This window comes from uncultured Oscillibacter sp., from assembly GCF_950073225.1.
In the GTDB taxonomy this organism is placed as follows: domain Bacteria; phylum Bacillota; class Clostridia; order Oscillospirales; family Oscillospiraceae; genus Oscillibacter.
Window position 1 is genome coordinate 1 of sequence record NZ_CATMPS010000001.1, and the last position, 25,701, is coordinate 25,701.

A 25,701-nucleotide genomic window follows, 5' to 3' on the forward strand; every position below is an offset into this window, starting at 1 on the left:
CACGCCTCATCGGCGGAACGTTTGCTATTCTAGCACGTTCATCTCCGTTTGTCAAGCACTTTTTTGAGATTTTTTTCATCTCGTTTCGTGCCTGCCGCCGGGCCTCACGTTTTAGAATTTAGCTTTGCTATTCTATCACGCCGTTTCCGGTTTGTCAAGTGTTTTTTTCGGAAACTTTTCAAGTCCGAACCGCAAACCCTTGCGCCCCAGCCGCCGTGTCAGACAGCTTTGTTAGATTACCACGCCCCTCCTTGTTTGTCAAGCGGTTTTTTGAATTTTTTTCGTTTTTTGTAAAATGCCGGAGAACGGGCCGAAATTTGGTCGTACCTCTGGTCAATTTTAAAATCCTTCTGTGCAAACCCCTCCGCCTGTGCTATACTGTCCCTATGGTTTCCCGCCTTCTTTGTAAATATGTAAGGCGGAGGCCGGGCCTTTTTCTGGTTACCGTTAAGAAATCACGTTTTTAAAGGAGCTGATCCTCTTGCTGATCCGCCGCATGACCGCCACTTTCGGCCGCCTCCGGGAGCAGACCCTGGAGCTTCAGGACGGCCTGAACATCCTCCAGGCCCCCAACGAAACGGGGAAGTCCACCTGGTGCGCCTTCCTCCTCGCCATGCTTTACGGCGTCAACACCAAGGAGCGGGACCGGGCCGGCGTCCTGGCGGACAAAAACCGCTACGCCCCCTGGGACGGCGGCTCCATGTCCGGCCGCCTGGACTGCCGGGCGGGAGACGACGCCCTGACCTTGTTCCGCACCACCCGCCGCCAGACGGCCCCCATGGGGGACTTCCAGGCCCTCTACACCGGCACCGCCGACCCGGTCCCCGGCCTCACCGGGGCCAACTGCGGGGAAACCCTACTGGGCGTCAGCCGGGAGGTGTACGCCCGCAGCGCCTTCATCCGCCAGGGGGGCGTGGCCGTCACCCAGGATTCGGGGCTGGAGCGGCGCATTGCCGCCCTGGTCACCTCCGGGGAGGAGGATACTTCTTATACGGAGGCGGTGGAGGCTCTGAAAAAGCAGCTCAACCGCCGCCGCCACAACAAGACCGGCCAGCTTCCCGCCCTGGAGGCGGAGCTCCAGGAGACGGAGGCCCAGCTGGCTTCCCAGGCGGAGCTGGCCCGCCAGCGGGAGAACCTGCTGGCCCGCTCGGCGGAGCTGGAGGCCCGGGAATCCTCTTTAAAGGAGGAGCTGGCCGGCCTGGACCGCTGGGCGGAGCACCGGAAGCGCCAGGATCTCCAAAAGGTAGAGGACGCCGCCGTCCAGGCGGAGGAGAAGGCCGCCGCCCTCCGCCGCCGCCTGGAGGAGGAGCAGGTCCCCGAAAACGACGTGACCGTCCGGCTCCGGGGGGCCATCGTGAACCTGAACACCGTCCGCAAAAGCGCCGAGAAGGCCCAGGAGGCCTATGACGCCGCCAAGTCCGCCCTGGCCCAGGCGGAGGAAAAGCTCTCCGCCAGCCCCTTCGCCGGGCAGACGGCGGAGGAGGCCCGGCGCACAGCCGCCGGCCCCCTGCCCAAAGCCAGGCGCTCCCCGCTTCCCCTGCTGCTGACGGCCCTGGCCTGCCTCTGCGTCTCTCTGGGGGCGGGCTACGGGGTGTATTTCTATTTCAAAAATCCCGCCGCCGCCCTGGGCGCCGCCACCGGGCTGCTGGCGCTGACCTTCCTCCTCACCCTGGTCCTCTGGAAACGGGCGGGGAAGCAGGCCCGGTCCGCCGCCCTGACGGAGCGCTACGGCACCGCCGATTCAGCGGAGATCCAGACCCTGGCCGACGCCTACGCCGCCCTTCTTTCGGACCGGGACGCCGCCAAGCAGGAGGCCTCCGCCAAATCCGCCGCCGCCCAGGGCCTCTGGCAGTCCGTGGATGTGAACGCCGACGGCATTTTGGAGGAGGTCCGCCGTTTCGCCCCCGCCGCTTACGACATTCCCTCCGCCGACGCGGCCCTCCGTGCCAGCGCCCTGCTCCGCAGGGAGCTTGGCGAGGCGGAGAAAGCCGCCCACGAGGCCCGCCTCCGGGTGGAGTTCCAAGCCGGGCAGACTCCCGCCCAGGAGAACCCGAACGCCCCGCCCCTCCTCCCGCCGGAGCGGGACCGGGATGCCGTCCTGGAAGAGCTGGAGGCCGTCCGGGCGGACCTGTCCGCCCTCCGCTCCAGCCTGGACCGCATTGCCGGGCGGCTCCACGCCGCCGGGGAACCCCTGGCCCTCCAAGCCGCCGCCGAGCGTCTGACGGACGAGATCGCCGCCCTGGAATCGGAGTACGCCGCCATCGAGCTGGCCATGTCCGCCCTGGCCCATGCCAACACCCAGCTTCAGGGCCGCTTCTCCCCCGCCCTGGGGAAGCGCGCCGCCGAGATTTTCGACGGCCTCACCGGCGGGGCCTACGGCGGCGTAATTTTGGACCGGACCCTCCGGGTCTCGGCGGAGCCCGCGGGCACCGGCGTCCCCCGGGACGTGGGCTATCTCTCCGCCGGGGCGGCGGACCAGCTGTACCTGGCGGTGCGCCTGGCGGTCTGCGATCTGGTCCTGCCCCCGGAGAACGCCGTGCCCATCGTCCTGGACGATGCCCTTTCCAGCTTTGACGACCAGCGCTGCGCCGCCGCCCTGGACTATCTCCGCAAGGAGGCGGAGAAGCGCCAGATCCTGCTTTTCACCTGCCACAGCCGGGAGGCGGCGTATTTCCAAGACGACCCCGCCGTCTCCATCCGGCACTTGACGGCCCCGGCGGAGGGGGTATAAAATACACTCGTCTATTTTCATGAAAGAGGAGATCATCACCATGAGCGAATGCACCCACGACTGCTCCACCTGCGGCGAGTCCTGTGCGGACCGCCAGGAGCCCCAGTCCCTTTTAAAAGAGCTGAACCCCCACGCCCGGGTGGGCAAGGTCTTCGGCGTCGTCTCCGGCAAGGGCGGCGTCGGCAAGTCCATGGTCACCAGCCAGCTGGCGGTGACCATGCGCCGCCGGGGCCATGCCGCCGGCATTCTGGACGCGGACGTCACCGGCCCCTCCATCCCCAAGGCCTTCGGCGTCCACGGCCAGGCCGTGGGCGGGGAGGACGGCATTTACCCCATGGAGTCCCGCACCGGCATCCAGATGATGTCGACGAACCTGCTCCTGCCCAACGAGACGGACCCGGTCATCTGGCGGGGCCCGGTCATCTCCGGCGTGGTCCAGCAGTTCTGGACGGACGTCCTCTGGAACTGCGACTATCTCTTTGTCGACATGCCCCCGGGCACCGGGGACGTGTCCCTCTCCGTCTTCCAGTCCATCCCTCTGGACGGCATCGTGGTGGTGGCCTCTCCCCAGGAGCTGGTTTCCATGGTGGTGGAGAAGGCCGTGAAGATGGCGGAGATGATGGAGGTCCCCATCCTGGGCCTTATCGAGAACATGAGCTATGTCCTCTGCCCGGACTGCGGAAAGAAGCTCCGCCTCTTCGGCGAGGGGAAGACCGCCGGGGCGGCAAAGCGCCACAGCCTGCCCCTGCTGGCGGAAATGCCCATCGACCCGGCCCTGGCGGCCCTGGCGGACGCGGGGGACATCGAATCCTTCCAGGGCAATTGGCTGGACGCCGCCGCCGATTTGCTGGAGAAAACCTAAGCCAAAACCGCGCTCCGTCCCCGGAATCCCAGGGCGGGGCGCGCCGCTTTTTCCAAAAATATGTACTGACCGCACAAGACCCCGCCCCGATTTTGTGGGGAACGGCAATTGCAAAATCCGCCGTCATTCGACATAATAAGAAGGGTAACCATATGATATAAGGAGGAACGCGCTATGCAGGAGCTGAAAGACCGCATCGTCAAGGAGGGTAAGGTCCTCCCGGGAAACATCATCAAGGTGGACGGATTCCTGAACCACCGCGTGGACACGGAGCTGATGGACCACATCGCCCAGGAGCTGGGACGGCACTTCGACATGGACGGCGTGGATGTCATCCTCACCGCCGAGGCCAGCGGCATCGCCCTGGCGGCCGTGGTGGCCCGCCACTTCGGCAAGCCCATGATCTTCGCCAAAAAGGCCAAGAGCGACAACATCGAGGGCGGCCTGTATCAAAGCGACATCTTCTCGTATACTTATAAAAAGAAGGTCACCCTCCTGGTCAGCAGGGAGTGGCTCCACGCCGGGGACCGGGTGCTGGTGGTGGACGACTTCATGGCCAACGGCGAGGCCATGCGGGGCCTGTGCGACATCGTGGAGAAGGCCGGGGCGAAGCTCGTGGGCATCGGCTGCGCCGTGGAAAAGGGCTTCCAGGGCGGCGGCGACCGCCTCCGGGAGGCGGGGGTAAACCTCCACTCCCTGGCCGTCATCGAGTCCGCCGAGCCGGGCAGCATCGTCTTCCGGGAGGAATAATTCCCCCTCCCCGCAACCTCCCCGCCCCTTTTCTCGTCTTTACAGATGCAGATAGACTGATTTTGAAAAGGAGGCTTTCCCATGAAACGAATTTTGTTCCCCCTGTGCCTCGCGGCCCTGCTGCTTCTCTCCGCCTGCCGGGAGGCGGAGGCGGGCGACGCCAAGCCCGTGATCTACCTCTACCCGGAGGAGGAGACGGAAGTCACCGTCCGCCTGGACTACGACGGAACGCTCACCTGCACCTATCCCGCCTATGAAGACGGCTGGACCGTCACCGCCGCCCCGGACGGCACCCTGAGGGACGAGTCCGGCCAGACCTACAGCTACCTCTACTGGGAGGGCGTGGCCCGGACGGAGTACAACTTCTCCCGGGGCTTCTGCGTTCCCGGAGCGGACACCGCCGCTTTTTTGGAGGACACCCTCAGCCGCCTGGGCCTCACCCGCCGGGAGGCCAACGAATTCATCGTCTACTGGCTTCCCCGGATGGAGGCCAATCCCTATAACCTGATCGCCTTCCAGGCGGAGGACTACACGAATCACGCCCGCCTTACCGTCACCCCGGAGCCGGACAGCCTCCTCCGGGTCTTTATGGCCTGGAAACCCCTGGAGGCCCCGGCGGATCTCCCCGCCCAGGAGCTTCCCCCCTTTAAGCGCACCGGCTTCACCGTGGTGGAGTGGGGCGGGGCGGAGCTTTCTTCCTGACGCGCCTCCCTGTCCGCCGCGTCCTCCCGCCTCCGGGGCGGCCAAATCTAACAAAAGAACCGAGGAACCATTTATGCCCCATCAAACCGTCGTCATTCTGGACTTCGGCGGCCAGTACAACCAGCTCATCGCCCGCCGGGTCCGGGAGCAGGGGGTCTACTGCGAGGTCAAGCCCCACACCACCCCCGTCGCGGACCTGAAGGCCCTGGCCCCCATCGGCATCATCTTCACCGGGGGCCCCGGCAGCGTCTACGACCCCGCCGCCCCCCACGCGGACCCGGAGATCTTCCAGCTGGGCGTGCCGCTCCTCGGCATCTGCTACGGCTGCCAGCTCCTGGCCCACCACCTGGGGGGAAAAGTCGCCGCCGCCCAGAGCGATTCCGCCCGGGAGTACGGCAAGACCGAAACCGCCTTCGACACGGACTGTAAGCTCTTCCGGGGCCTTCCCGCGAAAAGCGTCACCTGGATGAGCCACGGCGACTATATGGAAAAGGTCCCCGAGGGCTTCCGCCTGACGGCCCGCAGCGCCGCCTGTCCCAACGTGGCCATCGCCGACGAGGCCCGGGGCTTCTACGGCGTCCAGTTCCACCCGGAGGTGAACCACACCGAGCAGGGCGCGGCCATGCTGCGGAACTTCCTCTATGAAATCTGCAGAGCCTCCGGCGACTGGACCATGGAGGACTATAAGGAAACCGCCGTCCGCCGCCTCCGGGAAACCATTGGGGACGGAAAGGTCCTCCTGGCCCTCAGCGGCGGGGTGGACAGCTCCGTGGCCGCCGCCCTGCTGGCGGAGGCCGTGGGGCCCCAGCTCACCTGCGTCTTCGTGGACCACGGCCTCATGCGCCTGAACGAGGGGGACGAGGTGGAGTCCGTCTTCTCCCAGCGGGACATCCGATTCATCCGGGTCAACGCGGAGGATCGTTTTCTCTCCAAGCTTTCCGGCGTGACCGAGCCGGAGGGTAAGCGCAAAATCATCGGCGAGGAGTTCATCCGGGTCTTCGAGGCGGAGGCCAAACAGATCGGCCGGGTGGATTACCTGGCCCAAGGGACCATCTACCCCGACGTCATCGAGTCCGGGGCGGGGGACGCCGCCGTCATCAAGAGCCACCACAACGTGGGGGGCCTGCCGGATTATGTGGATTTCAAGGAAATCGTGGAGCCCCTGCGGATGCTCTTCAAGGACGAGGTGCGCCAGCTGGGCCGGGAGCTGGGCCTGCCGGAGTACCTGGTGAGCCGCCAGCCCTTCCCGGGGCCGGGCCTTGCCATCCGCTGCATCGGCGAGGTGACGAAGGAGAAGCTGGATCTGCTCCGCCGGGCGGACTTCATCTTCCGGGACGAGATTGCCAAGGCGGGCCTTGCCGGGACCATGGACCAGTACTTCGCCGTGCTGACGAACCTGCGTAGCGTGGGAGTCATGGGGGACGGCCGGACCTACGATTACGCCCTGGCCCTGCGGAGCGTCACCACCAGCGACTTTATGACGGCGGACTGGACCCGGATTCCCTATGAGGTCCTGGACCGCGTCAGCGTCCGGGTGGTGAACGAGGCGCCCCACATCAACCGGGTGCTCTACGACATCACCAGCAAGCCCCCGGCGACGATTGAATACGAATAACAGGAGGACACCCCCATGTCCATCACCCTCTCCACCCCCTCCCTCACCGCCTCTGTCCGCCCCCTGGGCGGCGAGCTGGTCTCCCTTCAGGACAGCGCCGGTACCGAATACATCTGGCAGGGGGACCCCGCCTTCTGGTCCGGCCAGAACCCCATCCTCTTTCCCATCGTGGGCAGCCTGAAAGACGGCCGGGTGGACATCAACGGCCAGAGCTTTGAAATGGGCCGCCACGGCTTCGCCCGGCAAAGCACATTCACCCTGACGGACCGGGCGCCGGACTTTGCCGTCCTGGAGCTCCGGGAGAGCCCCGAGAGCCTGGCCCGGTATCCCTTCCCCTTCGTCCTTCAGGTCCGGCACCAGCTCCTCGCAAACGGCTTTTCCACCACCTTCGCCGTGGAGAACCCCGGCCCGGCCCCCCTGCCCTTCTGCATCGGGGCCCACACCGCCATCCGCTGCCCCCTGTTGGGCGGCGAGCGCTTCGAGGACTATGAGCTGGTGTTCGACCAGCCTGAGGACGCGGACACCCTCCTCCTCACCCCCCAGGGCCTCCTCCGGGGCGGCGGGAGGGAGCCCATGCTCCGCGGCGGGAAGGTAACCCTGGACTACGAAACCTTCCGCCGCCTGGACACCCTCATTTTCCAGGGCCTCTGCTCCCAGCGGGTTTCCCTTCTGCATAAAGAGACGGGCCGGGGCGTCTCCCTGGACTTCCGGGGCTTTCCCATGATTGCCTTTTGGACCAAGCCCGGCGCGCCCTTCCTCTGCATGGAGCCCTGGCACGGCTGCGCCGCCTATACCGGCGAAACGGGCCGCTTCCAGGATAAGCCCCACGCCCTCACCCTGGCCCCGGGCGAGTGGAAGGAGCTCACCTACACCTTTACCCTCTTGAACATTTGACAAAGAAGTCCCTCCGGCGAACGTGCCGGAGGGGCTTTTCCTGTTCCGAGGTCATTCCTCCACGGGCCGGACCTCCAAATAATAGTGCTCCTGTTCCAAATCCAGCTCCACAGAGGTGACGCCGCCCTCCGGATCGAAGCCGAAATCCTGCCCCGTAATCTGAACGTTCTCCGCGTTCACCAGGGCGGCGCTCTGCCGGGTGAAGTTCAGCGAGGACCCCAGCCGGGTTACCAGGTCATAGCCCTGGAGCCCCTCGTTTTCCGAGCCGGAGCAGCCAAAGTCATAGCTGGGCGCTTTCCAGAAGGCGCACTCCACCTCCGCGCTCCCCCCGGCGGGGACCGTCACCGGGAAACGGAGGTACAGCACCCGCTCCTGGTGCAGGGTCTCTTGTATCAGGTCGTCCAGCCGCCCGTCGGCATAACGGTCCATGGGCGTGCCGGAGAGGGGCCCATACTGGCTCAGTAGCTCCGCCGCCGCCCCCCGGTACATTGCAAAGGTAACGGGGCCCTCTTCCGAAACCCAGTCCTCCCCATACCATGCAGCGGAATCCCGGCAGGCCAAATCCAGCGCCGCGCCCAAGGTGGTCTCCCGCCGGGCAACGGAGCAGGACACCCCGTCAATTTCCTCTCCCCGGTTACAGCCGCCGTTCTGATAGCCCTGGAGAGCATACTCCCCGATGTCCTCCCCCCAAACCACCAGCAGTTTCCGCTCCGTCTCCCGCCGCATGCCGTCGGGAACGAAATAGCTGTACCGCCGGAAGCCGCCGTCCCACTCGCAGCCGTTGAAACCGTAGGTAAACACAGTGGTCCTCTCCGGGTTGATGGTAAAGGAAACCGCCTGGGTCGCCGCCCGGTATTCCCCGTGGGGCGCTTCAAAGTCCGAGAACTCGTACACCGTCACCGGACTGTCCAGCGCCGGGTATTCTCCCAGCGCCTGTTCCCGGTACGCCCCATCCTCCAGCAGGGCCTTGTACTCCCTCCAGCTGCTAAGGCCCGCCAGATTCAAGGTATCCGCCCCCTCCGGCCCGGCGGCGCTTTGGAAGCCCCCGGCGTAGGCCCCGGCGTACAGCGCGGGCTCCACGGCCTCCCCGTTCACCGTCACGGCGGGCAGGGCCAGCTCCGCGAAGCTTCCGGCAAAGGGGTACAGGGCCGTCACGGCGAGGTCCTCCTCCGTGCCGTTGCGAAGGATATAGGCGTCCGTCACCTCCGCCCCCCACTGCCGCCGCTCCCCGTCGGGATAGGCTCCCGGGGCGAAGTCCCAGGTGACCGTCCGCTCCGCCGTCAGCTCCGCCGGATTTTCCAGCGTGTCCAGGGGCAGCACCGGCCCGGCGTAGGATAAGAAGGCAATGCCGCCTTCCGCGCCGCCGCTTCCGTCCCCGCCGCCGTCGGCACCGGCGTCCCCGTCCATCGCGCCGCCGGAGCTCCCGGCATCCGTGCCCCCCGGAGCCATGCCGCCATCGCCCCGAAAGCCCCCGGAAACCGCAAAGCCCAGTACCAGCGCCAAACACGCCGCCAGGGCCGCCCAGCGCTTCCATTCCACCCGCCGGGCCCGGATCTCCAGGGCCTCCTCCACCAGCGCCGGGTCCACCAGGCCCAGCGCCCGGAACAGCCGCTCCGCTCTCATACCGCGATCCCCTCCTTTTCCAGATACTCCCGCAAAGCCTTCCGGCTTCGGAAGAGGGAAGATTTCACCTTCCCCTCCCCGCAGCCCAGGGCCAGGGCTACCTCCGCCACGCTCTCGCCGTACCAGTACCGCCGCAGGAACATAGCCCGTCCCTCCCGAGAGAGGCCCCGCAAAAACACGTTCAGCAGCTCCGCCAGCTCCTGGTCCTCCAGCTCCCGTTCCGGCCCGCTGCCGGACGCGGGAAGGCAGTCCTCCAGCTCTCCCAGCAGCAGCTCCGCGCCGCCGCCCCGCTTCTCCGCCCGGAGGCTCTTCCAGCGGTCCAGGGAGAGATTCCGGGTAATCTGCCCCAGCCAGATCCGAAAGGCCCCGGGCCGGGCGGGGGGAATGGCCTCCCAGGCCCGGAGGTAGGTGTCGTTGACGCACTCCTCCGCGTCCTCCCGGCTGCGGAGCAGGTTCCAGGCGATGCCGTGCAGCATCCGCCCATACTTTCCGGCAGTCTCCGGAATGGCCCTCTGGTCCCGGTCCCAATACAATTCGATGATCCGTCCGTCCTCCATGCGCTTCCGCCTCCCTCCTTCTGCCCATATAGACGAAAAAAGCGCCGCCCCGGTTTCGCGGCGCCGCAAAAAAAGTTTGGTTTGAAAAAGAAGCCTCCTCCCCCGCCGCCGGGAGCAGGCCCCTTAAAAAGGGGCCTGTCCGCTACTCCGCCGGTTTAGAGAGGACCCACAGCGGCGCGCCGTCGTGGCGGCTGGGGGAGAGCTCCTCTAAAATCAGCGGCAAATCCCAGGGGATCAGGCTTCGGTCCCGGCTGGCGGGGTCCGCTGCCAAAATCTCCCCGCTGAGGGTCGTCCCCCGGAGGAGGATGAAGTGTCCGCCCTTGGTAAAGTGGCCCTTGGTCATCAGGGCCACGGCGACATCCCCGCCCGCCAGGCGGCGGTATATCTCGTCCGCCTCCAGGGACTCCGGGGACAGGGACTCGCAGTCCAGCCCCCAGGACTCCGCCACGCCCTGAACAATGGAAAGGTAGGACCCGTGGCCCCTGCACCAATACCCCTGCTCCACACAGAACGCCGCCATGTCCGCCGGGTCCACAGTCTCCCCGGTGAGGGAGGAAACCGCCATCGCCATGGCGGTGGGGCCGCAGCCGTGGGTGGCCAGGGGATCGGAGCCGTAGCGCTGTTCCGCCCGAAGCTCGTCCGTCTGGTTGAAGTAGACTATGTCCACCCCGCCCCCGGTGAGGACCTCCTGCCCCTCCCGCAGGATGATGTCGCTGATAAGGGGATCCAGGATGTCCTTGGGCGGGGCAATCTCCGGCTGAGCCAGGGCGGAATCGGCCTCCGCCAAGGGCTCCGCCTCCGGAGGCGGAGCGGCGGCTTCCTCCATCCAGTCCCGGAGGGCCTCCCGAAGCTCCCGGACCCGGAGGGTCAGGGCCGCGGCCGCTTCCCCCGCTTTTCCGGCGGCGGCGGTTCCCGCCCCCACGGCGGCCTCCAGGGCCCGGCCCGCCGTCTCCCGCACCGGCTCCATCAGCTCCTCGTAGAGGGCCGGGGCGAAGAAGCGGCAGGCCGTCAGCTCCGCCCCGCCGATGCAGGCCGCGGCCAGGAGGACGGCGGCGATATACCGGACCCAGGGGGGCCGTTTTTTCCGCCTGGGGGGCTCCCGCCCTTTCAGGCGGCGCAGCTCCTCCAGGGCCTCTTCCTCCGGGGAGGTCTCTCGGCGCATGGCGAATCTCCTTTGGTTCTTTTCTCTACTATACCACGGGGCCCCGGCCCGCTTCAAGAGCGGCGGAGGCGTTCCCCCGGGAGAAAATTCCGGATGGAACGCACAAGGGCCGCCCCGGAGGGCAGCCCTGTGGGCAAACGCTTATTTCCGGTAGTTCTGCATCCGCCAGACGATGGCGGAGACCTGGCCCCGGGTCAGGGTGTTGGAGGGACGGAAGGTGCTGGTGCCGTTGTTGAAGTAGCCTTCCACGATGCCCGCGGCGTTCAGGGCCTGGACATAGACGTCCGCGGTGTCGGTGAAGGGTTTCACGCTGGAGAGGTTGTTGATGTCCAGCTTCAGTGCCCCGGCGGCCAGCTGGGCCACCTGGAGGCGGGTGATGGGCCCGTTCAGGGCCACGTTGCTCCGGGTGACCAGGCCGTCGGCCTGGGCCTTGGCCAGATACCCGCTGAAGGTGCTGCCGGGAACGGTGGGGGCCTGCTCGGGATAGCCCGCCGCCAGCATAATGAGCTTCAATGCCGCGCCATAGGTGATGGTGCTGTCGGGGCGGAAGTTTCCGTCGGCGTATCCGTCGATGACGGCGGCGTCCGCCAGCTCCGTGACGTATTTATAGCACCAGGTGGCGGCGTTGATGTCCCCGAATTTCTTGTTGGTGGTCAGCACGCCCAGGGAGAACAGGCCCGAGGCGATGGGGACGTTGCTGGCGTTCACGGCCACGTAGGGGATTTCCACCGGGCCGGTGTAGCCCGTCTGGGGCACGAAGCGCAGCTGGCCCAGCTGCTCGGACCCGGTGTTATAGCCGTAGACCGTGGAGGTGTTGGCCGGGGTGGTGGAATTCCCCACATAGACCGTGCCCACATTGGCGGCGGGGAGCTTCAGAAGCTGGACGCCGCTGGGGGTGGTGCCGGTGGCCGCAGAGACGGCGGCGGCGATGGAGGAGGCGGGGAAGGTGACGGCGGTGTTCTTGGGCGTGGGGCCGTAGACCTCGGAGACCGCCTTGGCGGTGACGCTGATGAGGATGCCTCCGGTGACGGACTGGCCGTTGGTGCCGTAGGCCGTGAAGGGGATGGCGGCGCAGTAGTTGGAGCCGGAGGGCACATAGGTAAGCTCCGTCAAGGCGTATTCGGCCTGGGAGGCGGGGCTGACGTAGAAGTTCCGGCTGCGGTTGGAGGCGGTAATCTGCTCCCGGGAGGAAGTGCCGTACCGGCTGGCGCCGTAATAGTTGTAGTACAGGGCCCCGGCGGCGGGCACGTCGCCCAGCACCACGTACTGGAGAGTCCCGGCGGGGTAGGCGCTCTTATAGAACCGGGCCAGGTCGTTGGCGTTGATCTGGACGTTTGTCCCGGCGGTGACGGCGTAGCGCACGCTGCCCATCAAGTTGGAGGTAACGGAGGCTGTCGCCGGCGTGATGACCAGGGTGCCCTCCACCTCCCGGTCGTTGGTGCCGTAGGCGGTGAAGCGCAGGGACACCTTGCCGCTGGTGAAGGAGCTGGCGGCGGCGAAGGTCAGATCGTTTAGCGCGTAGTCGTTCCGGCCCGCGTCGCTGGAGTTGTAGTAGAAGCGGACGTCCCGGAGGCCGCTGCGGTTGAAGGACGTGGAGTAGCTGGTGCCGTACCCGGTGTAGAGGGTGCCGGAGGAATCCGGCAGATCGGCGGTGCCGGGCACGTCGAAGATCACGTAGTCCAGGCTGGAGCTGGAGTAGGTCTTGCGGAAGAAGTCGTCAAACTTGGTCCGGTCGAAGTTCACGGTCTTGCCGGGGGTGACGGTGTAGGAAATGTCGCCGCCGGAGCCCACCGTCAGCTTCAAGGTGCCCTGCTCGTAATCGCTGCTGTCGTAGTAGGCCCGGAAGGGCATGGTCAGATAGCTGCCGTCCTTGGCCGCGGCGTCGGGCCGGAAGTAGAGGCTGCCGATGGAGTAGGAGCCGTAGCTGGGGGTGCCGTTGTAAAACTGGGCCTTGGAGTAGGTCAGATCGCTGCGGGTCAGGGCCACGTTTCCGGCATAGAGCTTTCCGGCGAAGCTGGCGTAGTCGCTGCCCGCCTCGAAGGCCACGTACCTGACGGTCCGGCTGGTGCCGGACATGGCCTGATAGGCCCGGTCGAAGTCGCTGGCGGTGAAGACGACGGAGCCGCCGGGGGCCGCCTCATAGGAAACGGTGTTGGCCTCGGAAGTAACCACAATGCGGAAGGTGCCTTCCTCATAGTCCTCCCGGTCATTGCTGTAGTAAGCCCGGAAGGGGATGGCCAGGCTGGCGTTCTCCCGGGCGTTCCGGTCCGCCTGGAAGGTCACGTCCTCCAAGAGGTAGTCGTCCCGGCCCGCGTCGCGGGAGCTGTAGTAGAACCAGGTTTCGTCATGGGTCAGGTCCTGGAGGCGGAGGTCCTCGTTTTTCACGTACAGCGCCCCGTCAAAGTTCCGGTAGCTGTCCGGCGCGTAGAAGGACACGGCCCGGATGGTCCGGTTGGAATAGCCGGAGAGATACTGGTAGGCCTTGTTGAAGGCCGCCTTGTCCAGCCGGGCGGTGCCGCCGGGGGCCACGTTCAGGGTAACCGTGTCCTGGGAGCCGTTCTTGTCAATGACAATCCGCAGGGTGCACTTTACCTCGTCGTCCCGGTCATAGCTGGCCCAGAAGGGAATCTCCAGAGAGTCCCCGTCCCTGGCCCCGCTGGAGGCCCGGAAGACCAGGTCGTCGATGCCGTAGCTGTCCCGCCGGTCGGTGGAGTAATAGAACCACTCCCGGGAGAGCTCGTTTTTGGTGAAGTCGGAGTGGCCCGCGACGCTGATCTTGCCGCCGAAGGTGGTGTAGGCGTCGCCGGGGACGAACTCGATGTAGTTCAGGGTCCGGCTGGTGTTGGCCAGATCCTGATAGGCCTGGTTGAAGTCGCTGCGGTTGAAGGTGACGGAGCCGCCGGGGGCCACCCGGTAGACCACCTCGCCCTCCTGCCGTCCGCTTTTGTCAATAATGACGCGGAGGGTGCCGTCATAATGGTAATTGGAGCGGTCATAGTAGCGGACAGTGATTTCCAGCTCGTCCCCCGCGTCGGCCCGGCTGTCCGCCCGGAAGCTGAGGGTGTCCAGGTCGTAGTCGCCGTAGCGGCTGTCGTCGACGTAGAAGTCGAAGTCGTCCAGGTCGGCGGCGCTGAGGCTGCTGTTTCCCCGGTAGATTTTTCCGTCAAAGTTCTTATAGTCGCTGTCCACCAGGAACTCCACGGTCTCCAGCCGGGAGGTTTTGCCGCTGAGCTCCTCATAGGCATCCTCGAACCGCTCCGCCTTGAAGTTCACCGTGCCGCCGGGGGCCACCCGGAGGACGATCTCAGAGGAGTTCTTGGGGGTGCCGGAGAGGGTGATGGTGCCGGAGATCTGGTTGCTGTATTTATCCACGGCGGTGTAGGCCACGTTCAAGTTCCCCGCGGCGCTGGGGACGCAGTAAACATAGCTGGACAGCTCGCTGTAGGTGTAGGTGTAGTTGAGGGAGTCCTGCTTGCTGTTGTGGTAGAGCCTCCCGCTGCCGCTGGTGGAGAAGGCGACCGAGGAAAAGCTGCTCTCCCCCGTCAGGGAGCCGAACATGGCGGCGATCTTATTGCGCAGCTCCGTGCCCACCAGCTTCCCGGCGGTGGTGCCCACGGCCAGGGTGTCGTTCCGCCCCGTGGCGTTGAGGCGGTAGACAGCGGTGTAGGTAACGTTTCCGGTGACGGTGGTCGCGCCGGGGGTCGTCGTGGCCTGATTCCGGTAGCCGGGATAGGAGAGGTCGCCCTTGACCCAGCCCACAAAGGCGTGGCTGCCGGGGACGCCGGTCAGCGCGGGGCTGGAGGGCACTCTGGCGGGATAGCCGCCCTTGGCCACGGTCTCGGAAGAGGGGGTGCCGCTGCCCACCCGGTAGGTCACGGTATAGGTGGTTGTGGACGGCGTGTTAACCTGGGCGTGGCAGACGGTGCACACGCCGTTGGCGCCCGGTGTATGCTGGGTTTTAGGCAGTTTATTGGTGTAAGTAAGCCCGCAGATATCGCATTTGAGCGTTTCGATACCCTCCGTAAGGCAGGTAGCCGGTTTACCGGCACCGGCAACGGGCTTCATATTGTGGATATCCGTCTTGTTTAAGGTTTCTTTTTCCGTTTCCTGGCATTTACTGCAAATCCGAACTCGCACGCCCGGATCTTTACAGGTGGGCTCGGTGGTAGCCCATTCGCTCCAGGTGTGCGCCTTGCCATCTGTACATAAGGCGGACACCGCCAAAGCAGCGGGCGCAAGGCTCGCCAGCATCACCAGCGTCAGGAGAAACGCCGGTACTTTTCTCTTCCAAAAATTGTTCATAAGGTTACCTCCGTGCCTGCCGAAAATTGGATACTCGCAATGGGACAATCTCACTTGTACCATCATAGCGGAAACCGCCTCCGCAATTGTGAACGAATTGTGAACATGCGGCAACATTTTGGTATCATATTGTGACAAAAGCCCCCTTTGCCAAGGTTGACAACGGGGCGGAAATGTGTATAATAAAGCTATAGGGCGCTGCCGGCAGACGGCTGGCCCCCTGCTAGTTACAAAGAAGTAACCGCCACGGTTGGAGCCAGGGGCGGTTACTTCTTTTTACGGGCCTGTAGAAACAGACTGCAAACGCCGATGACGACCAGACAGAACTCAAAGAGATCTGAATATGTAATCATAGAACAGCCCCCCTTTCTCTCGATCAGGGGACAAGAAGCTGCCCCCTGCCGCAGGGGACCGGCCGCCTGCCTGAGAGCAGCGCCGGAAATATCATACCATGCGGCGGTGTTTTTTGTCAATTTTTCTGATTGCGAACCCCGGAAAAGGTTTCTCTTTACAAATAAATTTCCCTCCTATATAATACATAGGCTGAGAAATCTGTAAGGATGGAGAATGACCATGGCTTTGATTGAATACGACGCTTACAAGCAGAAGCTCCGGGACTTAAAGCCGGAGCTGGACGAGCTCTCCGCCGCTTTGGACATCGACGCGGCGCGGCAGGAGGCCGCGCGGCTGGAGGACGAGACCGCCCAGGACGGCTTCTGGAACGACCTGGAACGGTCCCAGAAGGTGCAGCAGCGGCTCAAGCAGCTCCAGAATAAAATCACCAGGCAGGAAAAGCTCCTCTCCGCCTGGGAGGACCTGACCACCCTTTGCGAGATGGGCCAGGAGGCCGACGACGCCGAGATTCTGGAGGAGCTGAAAGCCGAGTTCGCCGCCCTGGAGGACCGGACCGCCGAGACGCGGATGGCCACCCTCCTCTCCGGGGAGTACGACGGCTGCAACGCCATTTTGCAGTTCCACGCCGGGGCGGGCGGCACCGAGGCCCAGGACTGGGCCCAGATGCTCTACCGCATGTACACCCGCTGGGTGGAGCGGAAGGGCTTCACCTATAAAATTCTGGACTATGAGGACGGGGACGAGGCGGGCATCAAGTCCGCCGCCATCTCCATCGAGGGCGAAAACGCCTACGGGCTTTTGAAAAGCGAGAACGGCGTCCACCGCCTGGTCCGGGTTTCCCCCTTCGACGCCAACGCCCGGCGGCAGACCTCCTTCGCCGCCATCGAGGTCATGCCGGAGATTGAAAACGACGAAACCATTGAAATCCGGGACGAGGACATCGAGATGCAGGTCTACCGGGCCAGCGGCGCGGGCGGCCAGCACGTCAACAAGACCTCCTCCGCCGTCCGGCTGATCCACAAGCCCACGGGCATCGTGGTAGCCTCCCAGCAGGAGCGGAGCCAGTTCCAAAACAAGGACAACTGCATGAAGATGCTCCGGGCCAAGCTGCTGGAGCTGAAAGCCCAGCAGCACGCGGAAAAGATCTCCGACATCAAGGGCGTCCAGATGAAAATCGAGTGGGGCAGCCAGATCCGCTCCTATGTCTTCATGCCCTACCAGATGGTGAAGGACACCCGGACCAGCTTTGAAACCGCCAACATCGACGCCGTCATGGACGGGGATCTGGACGGCTTCCTCAACGCCTACCTCACCCAGCTGGCCACCGGAGAGCTGAAGAAATAAGCGGCATGAAACCGATTTTGCTTTTGACCCTGGTCCTCTGCCTGACCTGCCCGCTCCCGGCGGGCGGCGCCGTCCCGGAGGCGGAGGAGGGTGCCGTGATCAGCGAGGTCACGGAAACCGGGACCGCCTGGTCCGTCACGGACCCCCAAAACCCCACGGGAACCCTGCGGAACGGCCAGCCCGTCACCCAGGAAAACGTCCTGGCCCTGCTGGCGGAGGCCAAGCGGCTCTGGCCCGACGGCATGACCTGGACGTACTCCAGCCGGGTGCAGTCCGGCAACAACGTATACGGCTCGGACCCGGAGACATCCGTAGGAGCCGCCTGCGTCGCCGGATATCAGCTCTCCCACGAGGAGGCCTGCGGAGCCTTCGCGGCCATGCTCAGCGACTATGTGTTCGGCCCCAGCGCCAACCCCGTCCGCAGGCTGGACGACAACACCCAGGTGCGCCCCGGGGACATTGTCTTCCGCGTCAATCCCGACGGCGCCGCGGCCCATGTCAACATCGCCATGACCACCGCCCATGACCAGGGGGGCCTTCCCTGCATCCGAACCGCCGACGGCAATGTGGGGGGCAAGGTCCAATGGTTTGACACCGTTCCCAACTACCCCACCCGGGTAAATGCCGAGCCGCGCTGGCCCGGCGAGTCCGTCCGCGTCATCTTCACCCGCTACCCGGAATAACTCCCCAGCCTTCCAAAAGGCGCGGCCATAGAGCCGCGTCCTTTTTCCGCAAATCCCCCCGTATACAGAAAGGATACTAGAGATGAAGAACAACAATCTGCAATCACCCGCCCCCCAGGAAAACAAGATGGGCACCATGCCCATCGCCCCCCTGCTGGCGGGCATGGCGGTGCCCATGATGATCTCCATGCTGGTCCAGGCCCTCTACAACATCGTGGACAGCGTCTTCGTCGCCCAAATCAGCCAGGACGCGCTGAACGCCGTCTCCCTGGCCTTCCCCCTCCAGAACCTGATGATTGCCGTGGGCGGCGGCACGGGCGTTGGCATGAACGCCCTGCTCTCCCGCTCCCTGGGGGAGAAGAAGCAGGACCTGGCGGACCAGGCCGCCAACACCGGCATCTTTGTCTTCCTGGTCAGCGCCGTGGTCTTCGGTGTGTGCGGCATTTTGCTGGCCCGGCCCTTCTTCCTGGCCCAGACGGACATCCAGCCCATTGTGGACTACGGCACGGACTACGCCCGCATCTGCCTGGGGCTGTCCATCGGCATTTTCAGCCAGTTCTGCTTTGAGCGGCTGCTCCAGTCCACGGGCCGGACGGTCTACTCCATGATTACCCAGCTCATCGGCGCGATCCTCAACATCATTCTGGACCCCATTTTGATTTTCGGCCTGTTCGGCTTTCCCCGGCTGGAGGTGGCGGGGGCCGCCGTGGCTACCGTCTTCGGCCAAATTGTGGCCGCCCTTATCGGTCTTTGGATGAACCTCCGGTTCAATAAGGACATCCACATCCGCCTCCGTTCCATCCGTCCGGACCGGGCCGTGGTCCGGGAGATCTACCGGGTGGGCGTGCCCTCCATCGTCATGCAGTCTATCGGCTCCATCATGACCTTCGGCATGAATAAGATCTTGATTTCCTTTACGGACACGGCCACGGCGGTCTTCGGGGCTTACTTCAAGCTCCAGAGCTTTATCTTCATGCCGGTCTTCGGCCTGAACAACGGCATGGTGCCCATCATTTCCTACAACTACGGCGCGGTCCGGCTGGACCGGGTCCGGGACACCATCAAGCTCACTGCCACAGTGGCTACAGTCATCATGGTCATCGGCTGTTCCGCTTTCAACCTGATTCCGGGGGTGCTGCTGGGCTTCTTCTCTCCTTCGGCGGAGATGCTGTCCATCGGCACCATGGCCCTGCGGGTCATCAGCTATTCCTTCCTGATGGCGGGCTTCGACATCATCGCCGGGTCCGTGTGCCAGGCCATTGGAAACCCGGTTCATACCCTGATCTGCTCCGTCTGCCGCCAGCTGGTGGCCCTGCTGCCGGCGGCGTGGCTGCTGGCCCAGACGGGAAAGCTGGACCTGGTGTGGTTCTGCTTCCCCATCTCGGAGCTGGTGTCCCTGGTACTGAGCATCATCTTCCTCCGCAAGACCATGCGGTCGGCGGAGGCAAAAATCGCCGCCCTCCAGGGCTGACGCAGACGTCAAAGGAGGTTATATGGAACCCATCATCACCCAGCTGGCCCAGGAGCTGGACCAGAACCCGCAGTATGTCGCCAATGTTGTCCAGCTTCTGGACGAGGGCAACACCATCCCCTTCATCGCCCGCTACCGCAAGGAGCACCACGGAGCCATGGACGACACCACCCTCCGCAATCTGGAGGAGCGGCTCCAATACCTCCGGGGCCTCCAGGAGCGGCGGGAGGCGGTGAAAAAATCCATCGAGGAGCAGGGCAGGCTCACCGAAGAGCTCGCCCAGGCCATCGACGCCGCCGCCACCCTGGCGGAGGTGGAGGACCTGTACCGCCCCTATAAGCAAAAGCGCCGCACCCGGGCCGCCATGGCCCGGGAGAAGGGCCTCCAGCCCCTGGCGGAGCTCCTCTTCGCCCAGGGGCCGGACTGCCCGAACCCGGCGGAGGAAGCCGCCAGGTATATCGACCCCGAAAAGGGCGTGGAGACGGCGGAGGACGCCCTGGCGGGGGCCTCCGACATCGTGGCGGAGCTGCTCAGCGACGACGCGGAGCTGCGCAAGGCCCTCCGGGCGCTGCTGGCGAAAAACGGAACCCTCCGCAGCGAGGCCGCCGTGGAGGAGGACACGGTCTACCGGCTCTATTACGACTTCACCCAGCCCCTTTCCCGGATGCAGGGCCACCAGGTCCTGGCCATCAACCGGGGGGAGAAGGAGGAGAAGCTGAAGGTTTCCGTCCGGCTGGACCGGGAGCTGGCCCTGCGGACCCTGCGCCGCCGGGTGGTCATGCCGGGAAGCCGGGCCATGGAGTTTGTCAAGGCCGCGGCGGAGGACGCCTACGACCGCCTGATCTTCCCCTCCCTGGAGCGGGAGGCCCGCTCCGCCCTGACGGAGGAGGCCGGCGAGGGGGCCGTGGGCCAGTTTGCCCTGAATTTAAAGCCCCTTTTGATGCAGCCCCCGGTGAAGGGCAAGGTGACCATGGGCCTGGACCCGGGCTACCGCATGGGCTGCAAGGTGGCGGTGGTGGACGGCACGGGGAAGGTGCTGGACACCGCCGTGGTGTACCCCACCTACAACGAGCGGAAGAAGGCCGAGGCCATCGCCCTGCTGTCCCGGCTCATCCAAAAGCACGGCGTGGAGCACATCGCCATCGGCAACGGCACCGCCAGCCGGGAGACGGAGCAGATGGCCGTGGAGCTCATCCGGCAGGTGGGCGCCGCCGGGGCCCAGGTCCGCTACATGATTGTCTCCGAGGCCGGGGCCTCCGTGTACTCCGCAAGCGAGCTTGCGGCGGCGGAGTTCCCGGAGTACGACGTAAACCTCCGCTCCGCCGTGTCCATCGCCCGGCGGCTCCAGGACCCTCTGGCGGAGCTGGTGAAAATCGACCCCAAGTCCATCGGCGTGGGGCAGTACCAGCACGACTGCCCGCCCAAGCGGCTGGACGAGGCGCTGAACGGCGTGGTGGAGGACTGCGTCAACGCCGTGGGGGTGGATGTGAACACCGCCTCCCCCTCCCTTCTCCAGCGGGTCTCCGGCTTGACGGCGGCCACGGCGAAGAACATTGTGGCCTACCGGGAGGAGAACGGCCCCTTCACCGCCCGGAAGCAGCTCCTAAAGGTCCCCAAGCTGGGCCCCAAGGCCTTCCAGCAGTGCGCGGGCTTCCTCCGGGTGCCGGAGAGCGCCTCCGTGCTGGACAACACCGCCGTCCACCCGGAGAGTTATCCGGCGGCGGAGAAGCTGCTGGCCCTGACGGGCCATTCCCTGGCGGACGTGAAGGCGGGAAAGCTCCAGAACCTCTCCGCCCAGGTGGCCGCCTACGGCGAGGAAAAGGCCGCCGGAGAGGCGGGAGTGGGCGTGCCCACCCTGCGGGACGTGGTGGCGGAGCTGATGAAGCCGGGCCGGGACATCCGGGACGATCTGCCAAAGCCGGTGCTGCGGACGGACGTGCTGGAGATGAAGGACTTGAAGCCCGGCATGATTTTGACGGGGACGGTGCGCAACGTCATCGACTTCGGCGCCTTCGTGGACATCGGCGTCCACCAGGACGGGCTGGTCCACATCTCCCAGGTGGCGGACCGCCGGGTGAAGCACCCTTCGGAGGTGGTGTCCGTGGGGGACGTGGTAAAGGTGAAGGTGCTGGAGGTGGACGAGAAGAAAAAGCGGATCTCCCTTTCCATGAAACAGGCGAAATAACAAAAAAAGGCCCCTCCGGGCCTTTTTTTGCGCGCTCATCCCTCCACCCGGATGGCGTTTACCGGGCAGCCGTTGGCGGCGTCCCGGACCCGGGGGCTCTTCCCCTCCGGCTGGGCAACGACGGTGGAGGCGCTTCCCACAACCCGGAAGACCTCCGGCGCGGCATAAGCGCACATGCCGCAGGCGATGCAGCGTTTTTCGTCCACAGTGACGGTCATATGACAGACCTCCTTGCCATGTGCTTTCTCCATCATAACGCCGGCGGGGCGGTTTGTCCAGCCTGGAAAATCCCGGGGAAACCGTCGGATTTTGTTCACGGATTGTCATTTACTTCCCTCCCGGTTTGTGGTATGATGGAAGCCGTTCAACGACCCTGGACAAGTATGGAGGAACCCTATGAAACGAATTTTTCCCAGAGCGCTTTCCCTGCTGCTGGCCCTCTCCCTGCTGGCGGCCCTGACCGTTTCCCCCGCCTTGGCCTCCGAGGCCATGGGGGACGACCTCACCGCCACGGACACCCTGCTGAACCGGGAGACTCAGCTCTCCACCAACGTCTTCTGGAGCACCATCAGCTCCGATTACCGGACGGAGAACCTGATTACATACACCCCCAACGCCAGCGTGACCCCCATCGTCACCTACGGCGGGGCCCTGACGGACCGGAGCTCCGTCTCCAACACCGCCAAAGCCCTGGAGGAACAGGGCTACCGGGTGGTAGCGGGCATCAACGGGGATTTTTACAACGTGAACAACGGCCTGCCCATCGGCGTCGTGGTCACCCAGGGACGGCTCCGCTCCAGCGACGGGGGCTACCACGCCATCGGCTTCCGCTCCGACGGCACCGCCATCCTGGGCAAGCCCGCCATCACCATGAGCGTCCGCTACACCGCCCAGGGCGGCGCCGGAGAGCCCCTCTACAACGAGGCGGGGGAACCGTTGTATGACGAGCTGGGGAACCCCCTCACCAGCGGCACGGGCCAGGCGGCGGAGAAAACCCTGTGGCCCGCCGCCCTCAACAAGGCCCGGACGGAATCCGGCATCTACCTCTATACCTACGACTTCAACGCCTCCCACACCACCGGCGCCACCCAGCCCGGCGTGGACGTGGTCTGCACCATTCAGGAGGGAAACCTGGCCCTGGGCGGAACCACCTTCCTAAAGGTGGAGCGCATCGCCGAGACGGAGAAGGAGCCAACGCCCCTGGGGCCCACTCATGTGGTCCTCAGCGCCAACGCAAAGGCCGGGGAGGAAACCCTGAACGCCCTCCGCTCCATCCCCGTTGGGACGGTGCTCACGCTGGCCCTTACCCCCGCCGACCCCGGCTGGAACGACGTGCAGTACGCCGCCGGGGCCCTCTACTCCCTGGTGGAGAACGGGTCCGCGGCCTCGGGCCTCCCCACCGGGGCGGCCCCCCGGACCGCCGTGGGCCAGCGCTACGACGGCAGCCTCGTCTTCTACACCATCGACGGCCGGAAGCCCGGCCACTCCATCGGCGCGACGATGGACCAGGTGGCCCGGCGGCTCATCGAGCTGGGCTGCGTTACGGCCCTGGGCCTGGACGGCGGCGGCTCCACCACCCTGGCCGTCACGAAGCCCACGGACACCGCCGCGGAGCGGATCAACCAGCCCTCCGACCGGGTGGAGCGCTCCGTATCCAACCAGATTTTCCTGGTGGCCTCCAACCAGCCCACGGGGCAGCTGAGCCACTTCCACGTCAGCGCGGAGAACGCCTATGTCCTGGCGGGCAGCGGCACGGAGATCTCCGCCGCCGCCGTGGACACCAACTTCATCCCCATGAACCAGCGCTATGACCTGACGGCCTCCGCCGGGACCCTGCGGGGCGACGTCCTCATCACCCCCCCGGAGGGCGGGGACATCACCGTCACCGCCGAGGGCGGCGGCGGGCGGGGCTCCACCGTGGTCCACGCCATCACCGCGCCGGACGCCGTGGCGGTCCGGGACGACCAGAACGCCATCATCACCTCCCTGAACGCCGCCCCGGGCACCGCCGTCCAGCTCCACGGCTCCGCCGCCTACAAGCACCTGCCCCTGAAGGCGGACCAGGAGGTCTTCTCCTGGGCGCTGGAGGGGGACATCGGGACCATCGACGAGAACGGGCTCTTCACCGCCTCCGCCCTGGGGACGGGGAGGATCACCGTCACCGCCGGCACCCAGAGCGCCTCCATCGACGTCACCGTCTCCACCCAGCATCTGGAGACCCTGGAGGACTTCGAGGGCGAGACCACCATCTTCCGGGGCTCCGGCGAGCGGGCCTCCTTCAGCCTGAACCGGGACGGGAACTACGTCCGCTACGGCAAGGCCTCCGGCAAGCTGGAGTACGACCTCACCGAGGGCTCCGCCCAGTGGCACGCCACGGTTCAGCCCGCCGTTCTGAAGGAGCCCTACACGGGCCTGAACCTCTGGGTGGACAGCAACGGCTCCGGCAACACCCTGTCCCTGCTCTACTCCATCGGCGAGGAGGAGGTCCAGACCCTGCCCCTGACCACCCTGGACGTCTCCGGCTGGAAGCAGGTGTCCGTGAACAACCTGACGCCGGGCATCACCCTCCGGGGTCTGGCGGTGGACGGCACGGGGACCGGCGTCATCTACCTGGACCAGATCGTCGCCACCTTTGACGGCGTCGTGGACAGCGAGGCCCCCGTCATCACGGCGGAGCTGGACCAGGAGAGCTGGACCATCACCGGCTCCGTCACCGACGGGGCGGACGGCATCCTCCCGGCGGAGCGGATCAGCATCTCCGCCGGCGGGGTGTATGAGCCTGCCACGGGCCGCTTCACCGTGACCCTCCCCGTCCCCCAGGAGGGACAGGGGATCAGCCGGGTCACCGTCAGGGCCCGGGACTACTCCGGCAACATCGGCCGGACCTCCGTGGACATTCCCGCCGCCGGTGGGACGCGCCGCTTCACCGACACGGCGGAGTACTGGGGGGCGGACTACTGCGACTTCCTGTATGACCGGGGCATCTCCGGCGGCTATGACGACGGCACCTTCCGGCCCGACAGCCTGCTGACCCGGCTGGACTTCGCCGTCATGCTGTACAACGCCCTGAAGCTGGATCCGGCCAAGTACGCCGAGGTGGCCCTGCCCTTCGCGGACCTGGAGAAGCTGCCTGAGCGGACCCTGCCCGCCGTCCGGGCGCTGTACGCCGAGGGCGTGGTCACCGGCACCCAGGGCAAGGACGGGAAGCTGTACTTCAACCCCGCCGGGAACCTGACCCGGGCTCAGGCCGCGGCCATGATCGGCCGGACCCAGGACAAGGGCTACGCCCTGGCGGACCTGAGCTTCACCGACGCGGCGGACATCCCGGGCTACGCCTCCTTCTACATCCGCACCATGGTGGGCCAGGGGATCATCAGCGGCTACGCCGACGGCACCTTCCGCCCCCAGGCCAACATCACCCGGGGTCAGATGGCGAAGATTCTGTACACGCTGCTGTGAGACACGCTTTCCCGCAGGAATGAAAGCAAGCCCCGGCGCTCTCGCGCCGGGGCTTGCTTTTTGTCAAACGCTGTGGTATTGCTGACAGCAAGGATGTCGCAGCAATCAGGTTTGAAAAGGCGGCTGGCCACACCTTCCGAAAGGGGGTGAGGCTGCATGCGGATTACATTGCACATCGGGATCTTCACGGTTACGATTGTACGTTTGTAATTAAACGCAGAAACCGCCACCCTGCACGGTGACGGTTTCTTTTGTGAAACACTAAACCAACGAGGGCCAGCCGCAATTGCTGCGGCATCCTTGTATTTTCATGATAGCAAAATTCCGCCGCGCTGTCAAGTCAGATTTCCCGCCGCCCCTCCAGGGCCCGGGTCAGCGTCGCCTCGTCGGCGAACTCCAGATGGCTTCCCACGGGGATGCCGTAGGCCAGGCGGGTCACCCGGACGCCGAAGGGCTTCAGAAGCCGGGCGATGTACATGGCGGTGGCCTCCCCCTCCGTGTCGGGGTTGGTGGCCATGATGACCTCCCGGACCTCCCCCTTGGCCACCCGCTCCAGCAGAGGCTTGATGGCCAGGTCGTCGGGCCCCACCCGGTTCATGGGGGAGATGACGCCGTGGAGGACGTGGTAATGGCCGCCGTACTCCCGGCTGCGCTCAATGGCGGCCACGTCCCGGGGGTCCGCCACCACGCAGACGGTGGACCCGTCCCGCTTGGGGGAGGCGCAGATGGGGCAGAGCCCGCCGCTGGTGAAGTTCTGGCACACGGGGCAGCAGGTGATGCTGCGCTTGGCGTCCACGATGGCGTCGGCGAAGTCCTGAGCCTCCGCCTCCGGGAGGCCCAGGACGAAGAAGGCCAGCCGCTGGGCGGATTTGCCGCCGATGCCCGGGAGGCGGGCGAACTGCTCTACGAGCTTTTCAAGGGGAGGGGGGAAGTATTCCATAGGGGGCTCCTTTGTCTTCCCCCCTGCCGGGGGGAGGGTTTTTTTCCGGCCCTTCGGGCGGGGGGGA

17 protein-coding genes are annotated in these 25,701 nt (G+C 65.5%); 11 read left to right on the forward strand and 6 right to left on the reverse strand.

The features are described 5' to 3' along the window. The first annotated feature begins 481 nt into the window (after nt 1-481). The 6 genes from Q1M04_RS00005 (at nt 482) to Q1M04_RS00030 (ending at nt 7,554) form a co-directional block, all read left to right on the forward strand. Complete coding sequence (locus Q1M04_RS00005; protein WP_297996806.1) at nt 482-2,731, forward strand: ATP-binding protein; 2,250 nt, start codon at nt 482-484, stop codon at nt 2,729-2,731. A gap of 40 nt (nt 2,732-2,771) precedes the next feature. Then, entirely contained in the window at nt 2,772-3,593 is an 822-nt protein-coding gene (locus tag Q1M04_RS00010; RefSeq protein ID WP_295755661.1) for a P-loop NTPase, read from the forward strand. 174 nt (nt 3,594-3,767) lie between these two features. Next, the gene (locus Q1M04_RS00015) at nt 3,768-4,343 is read left to right on the forward strand and encodes a xanthine phosphoribosyltransferase (RefSeq protein ID WP_297996804.1); all 576 of its coding nucleotides are present in this window, start codon (nt 3,768-3,770) and stop codon (nt 4,341-4,343) included. An 81-nt stretch (nt 4,344-4,424) separates the two neighbouring features. After that, a complete protein-coding gene (locus Q1M04_RS00020; protein ID WP_297996802.1) occupies nt 4,425-5,045 on the forward strand; it encodes a hypothetical protein in 621 nt (206 codons plus the stop codon). Nucleotides 5,046-5,118: 73 nt separating this feature from the next. Further along, entirely contained in the window at nt 5,119-6,660 is a 1,542-nt protein-coding gene (guaA, locus tag Q1M04_RS00025; RefSeq protein ID WP_297996800.1) for a glutamine-hydrolyzing GMP synthase, read from the forward strand. A gap of 15 nt (nt 6,661-6,675) precedes the next feature. Continuing rightward, entirely contained in the window at nt 6,676-7,554 is an 879-nt protein-coding gene (locus tag Q1M04_RS00030; RefSeq protein ID WP_297996798.1) for an aldose 1-epimerase family protein, read from the forward strand. A gap of 51 nt (nt 7,555-7,605) precedes the next feature. Here the strand turns inward: Q1M04_RS00030 and Q1M04_RS00035 are convergent, their stop codons facing one another. The 4 genes from Q1M04_RS00035 to Q1M04_RS00050 form a co-directional block, all read right to left on the reverse strand. After that, complete coding sequence (locus tag Q1M04_RS00035; protein WP_297996796.1) at nt 7,606-9,177, reverse strand: hypothetical protein; 1,572 nt, start codon at nt 9,175-9,177, stop codon at nt 7,606-7,608. After that, a complete protein-coding gene (locus Q1M04_RS00040) occupies nt 9,174-9,734 on the reverse strand; it encodes an RNA polymerase sigma factor (protein ID WP_297996793.1) in 561 nt (186 codons plus the stop codon). The genes Q1M04_RS00035 and Q1M04_RS00040 overlap by 4 nt, the downstream gene beginning before the upstream one ends. A 142-nt stretch (nt 9,735-9,876) precedes the next feature. After that, entirely contained in the window at nt 9,877-10,896 is a 1,020-nt protein-coding gene (locus Q1M04_RS00045; RefSeq protein WP_297996791.1) for a C39 family peptidase, read from the reverse strand. A gap of 141 nt (nt 10,897-11,037) precedes the next feature. Next, entirely contained in the window at nt 11,038-15,198 is a 4,161-nt protein-coding gene (locus Q1M04_RS00050) for an S-layer homology domain-containing protein (RefSeq protein ID WP_297996788.1), read from the reverse strand. Between the two features lie 573 nt (nt 15,199-15,771). Between Q1M04_RS00050 and prfB the strand changes: the two genes are divergently transcribed. The 4 genes from prfB (at nt 15,772) to Q1M04_RS00070 (ending at nt 21,235) form a co-directional block, all read left to right on the forward strand. Next, nucleotides 15,772-16,896: a peptide chain release factor 2 gene (gene prfB / locus Q1M04_RS00055; RefSeq protein ID WP_297996786.1), complete on the forward strand. Its 1,125-nt coding sequence runs from the start codon at nt 15,772-15,774 to the stop codon at nt 16,894-16,896. Between the two features lie 5 nt (nt 16,897-16,901). Next, complete coding sequence (locus Q1M04_RS00060; protein WP_297996784.1) at nt 16,902-17,579, forward strand: hypothetical protein; 678 nt, start codon at nt 16,902-16,904, stop codon at nt 17,577-17,579. 82 nt (nt 17,580-17,661) lie between these two features. Next, nucleotides 17,662-19,050, forward strand: coding sequence for an MATE family efflux transporter (locus Q1M04_RS00065; protein WP_297996781.1), 1,389 nt, complete (start codon nt 17,662-17,664; stop codon nt 19,048-19,050). 22 nt (nt 19,051-19,072) lie between these two features. After that, nucleotides 19,073-21,235, forward strand: coding sequence for a Tex family protein (locus Q1M04_RS00070; protein WP_297996779.1), 2,163 nt, complete (start codon nt 19,073-19,075; stop codon nt 21,233-21,235). Between the two features lie 35 nt (nt 21,236-21,270). Here the strand turns inward: Q1M04_RS00070 and Q1M04_RS00075 are convergent, their stop codons facing one another. Next, nucleotides 21,271-21,453 carry a ferredoxin gene (locus Q1M04_RS00075; RefSeq protein ID WP_293281258.1) on the reverse strand — a complete coding sequence of 61 codons (183 nt, stop codon included), beginning with the start codon at nt 21,451-21,453 and terminating at the stop codon, nt 21,271-21,273. Between the two features lie 178 nt (nt 21,454-21,631). On the opposite strand from Q1M04_RS00075, the gene Q1M04_RS00080 reads away from it, so the two are divergent. Next, nucleotides 21,632-24,694, forward strand: a complete 3,063-nt coding sequence (locus tag Q1M04_RS00080; RefSeq protein ID WP_297996778.1) for a phosphodiester glycosidase family protein — start codon at nt 21,632-21,634, stop codon at nt 24,692-24,694. A gap of 340 nt (nt 24,695-25,034) precedes the next feature. Here the strand turns inward: Q1M04_RS00080 and recR are convergent, their stop codons facing one another. Next, a complete protein-coding gene (gene recR / locus Q1M04_RS00085) occupies nt 25,035-25,634 on the reverse strand; it encodes a recombination mediator RecR (protein ID WP_297996775.1) in 600 nt (199 codons plus the stop codon). Nucleotides 25,635-25,701 lie beyond the last annotated feature (67 nt).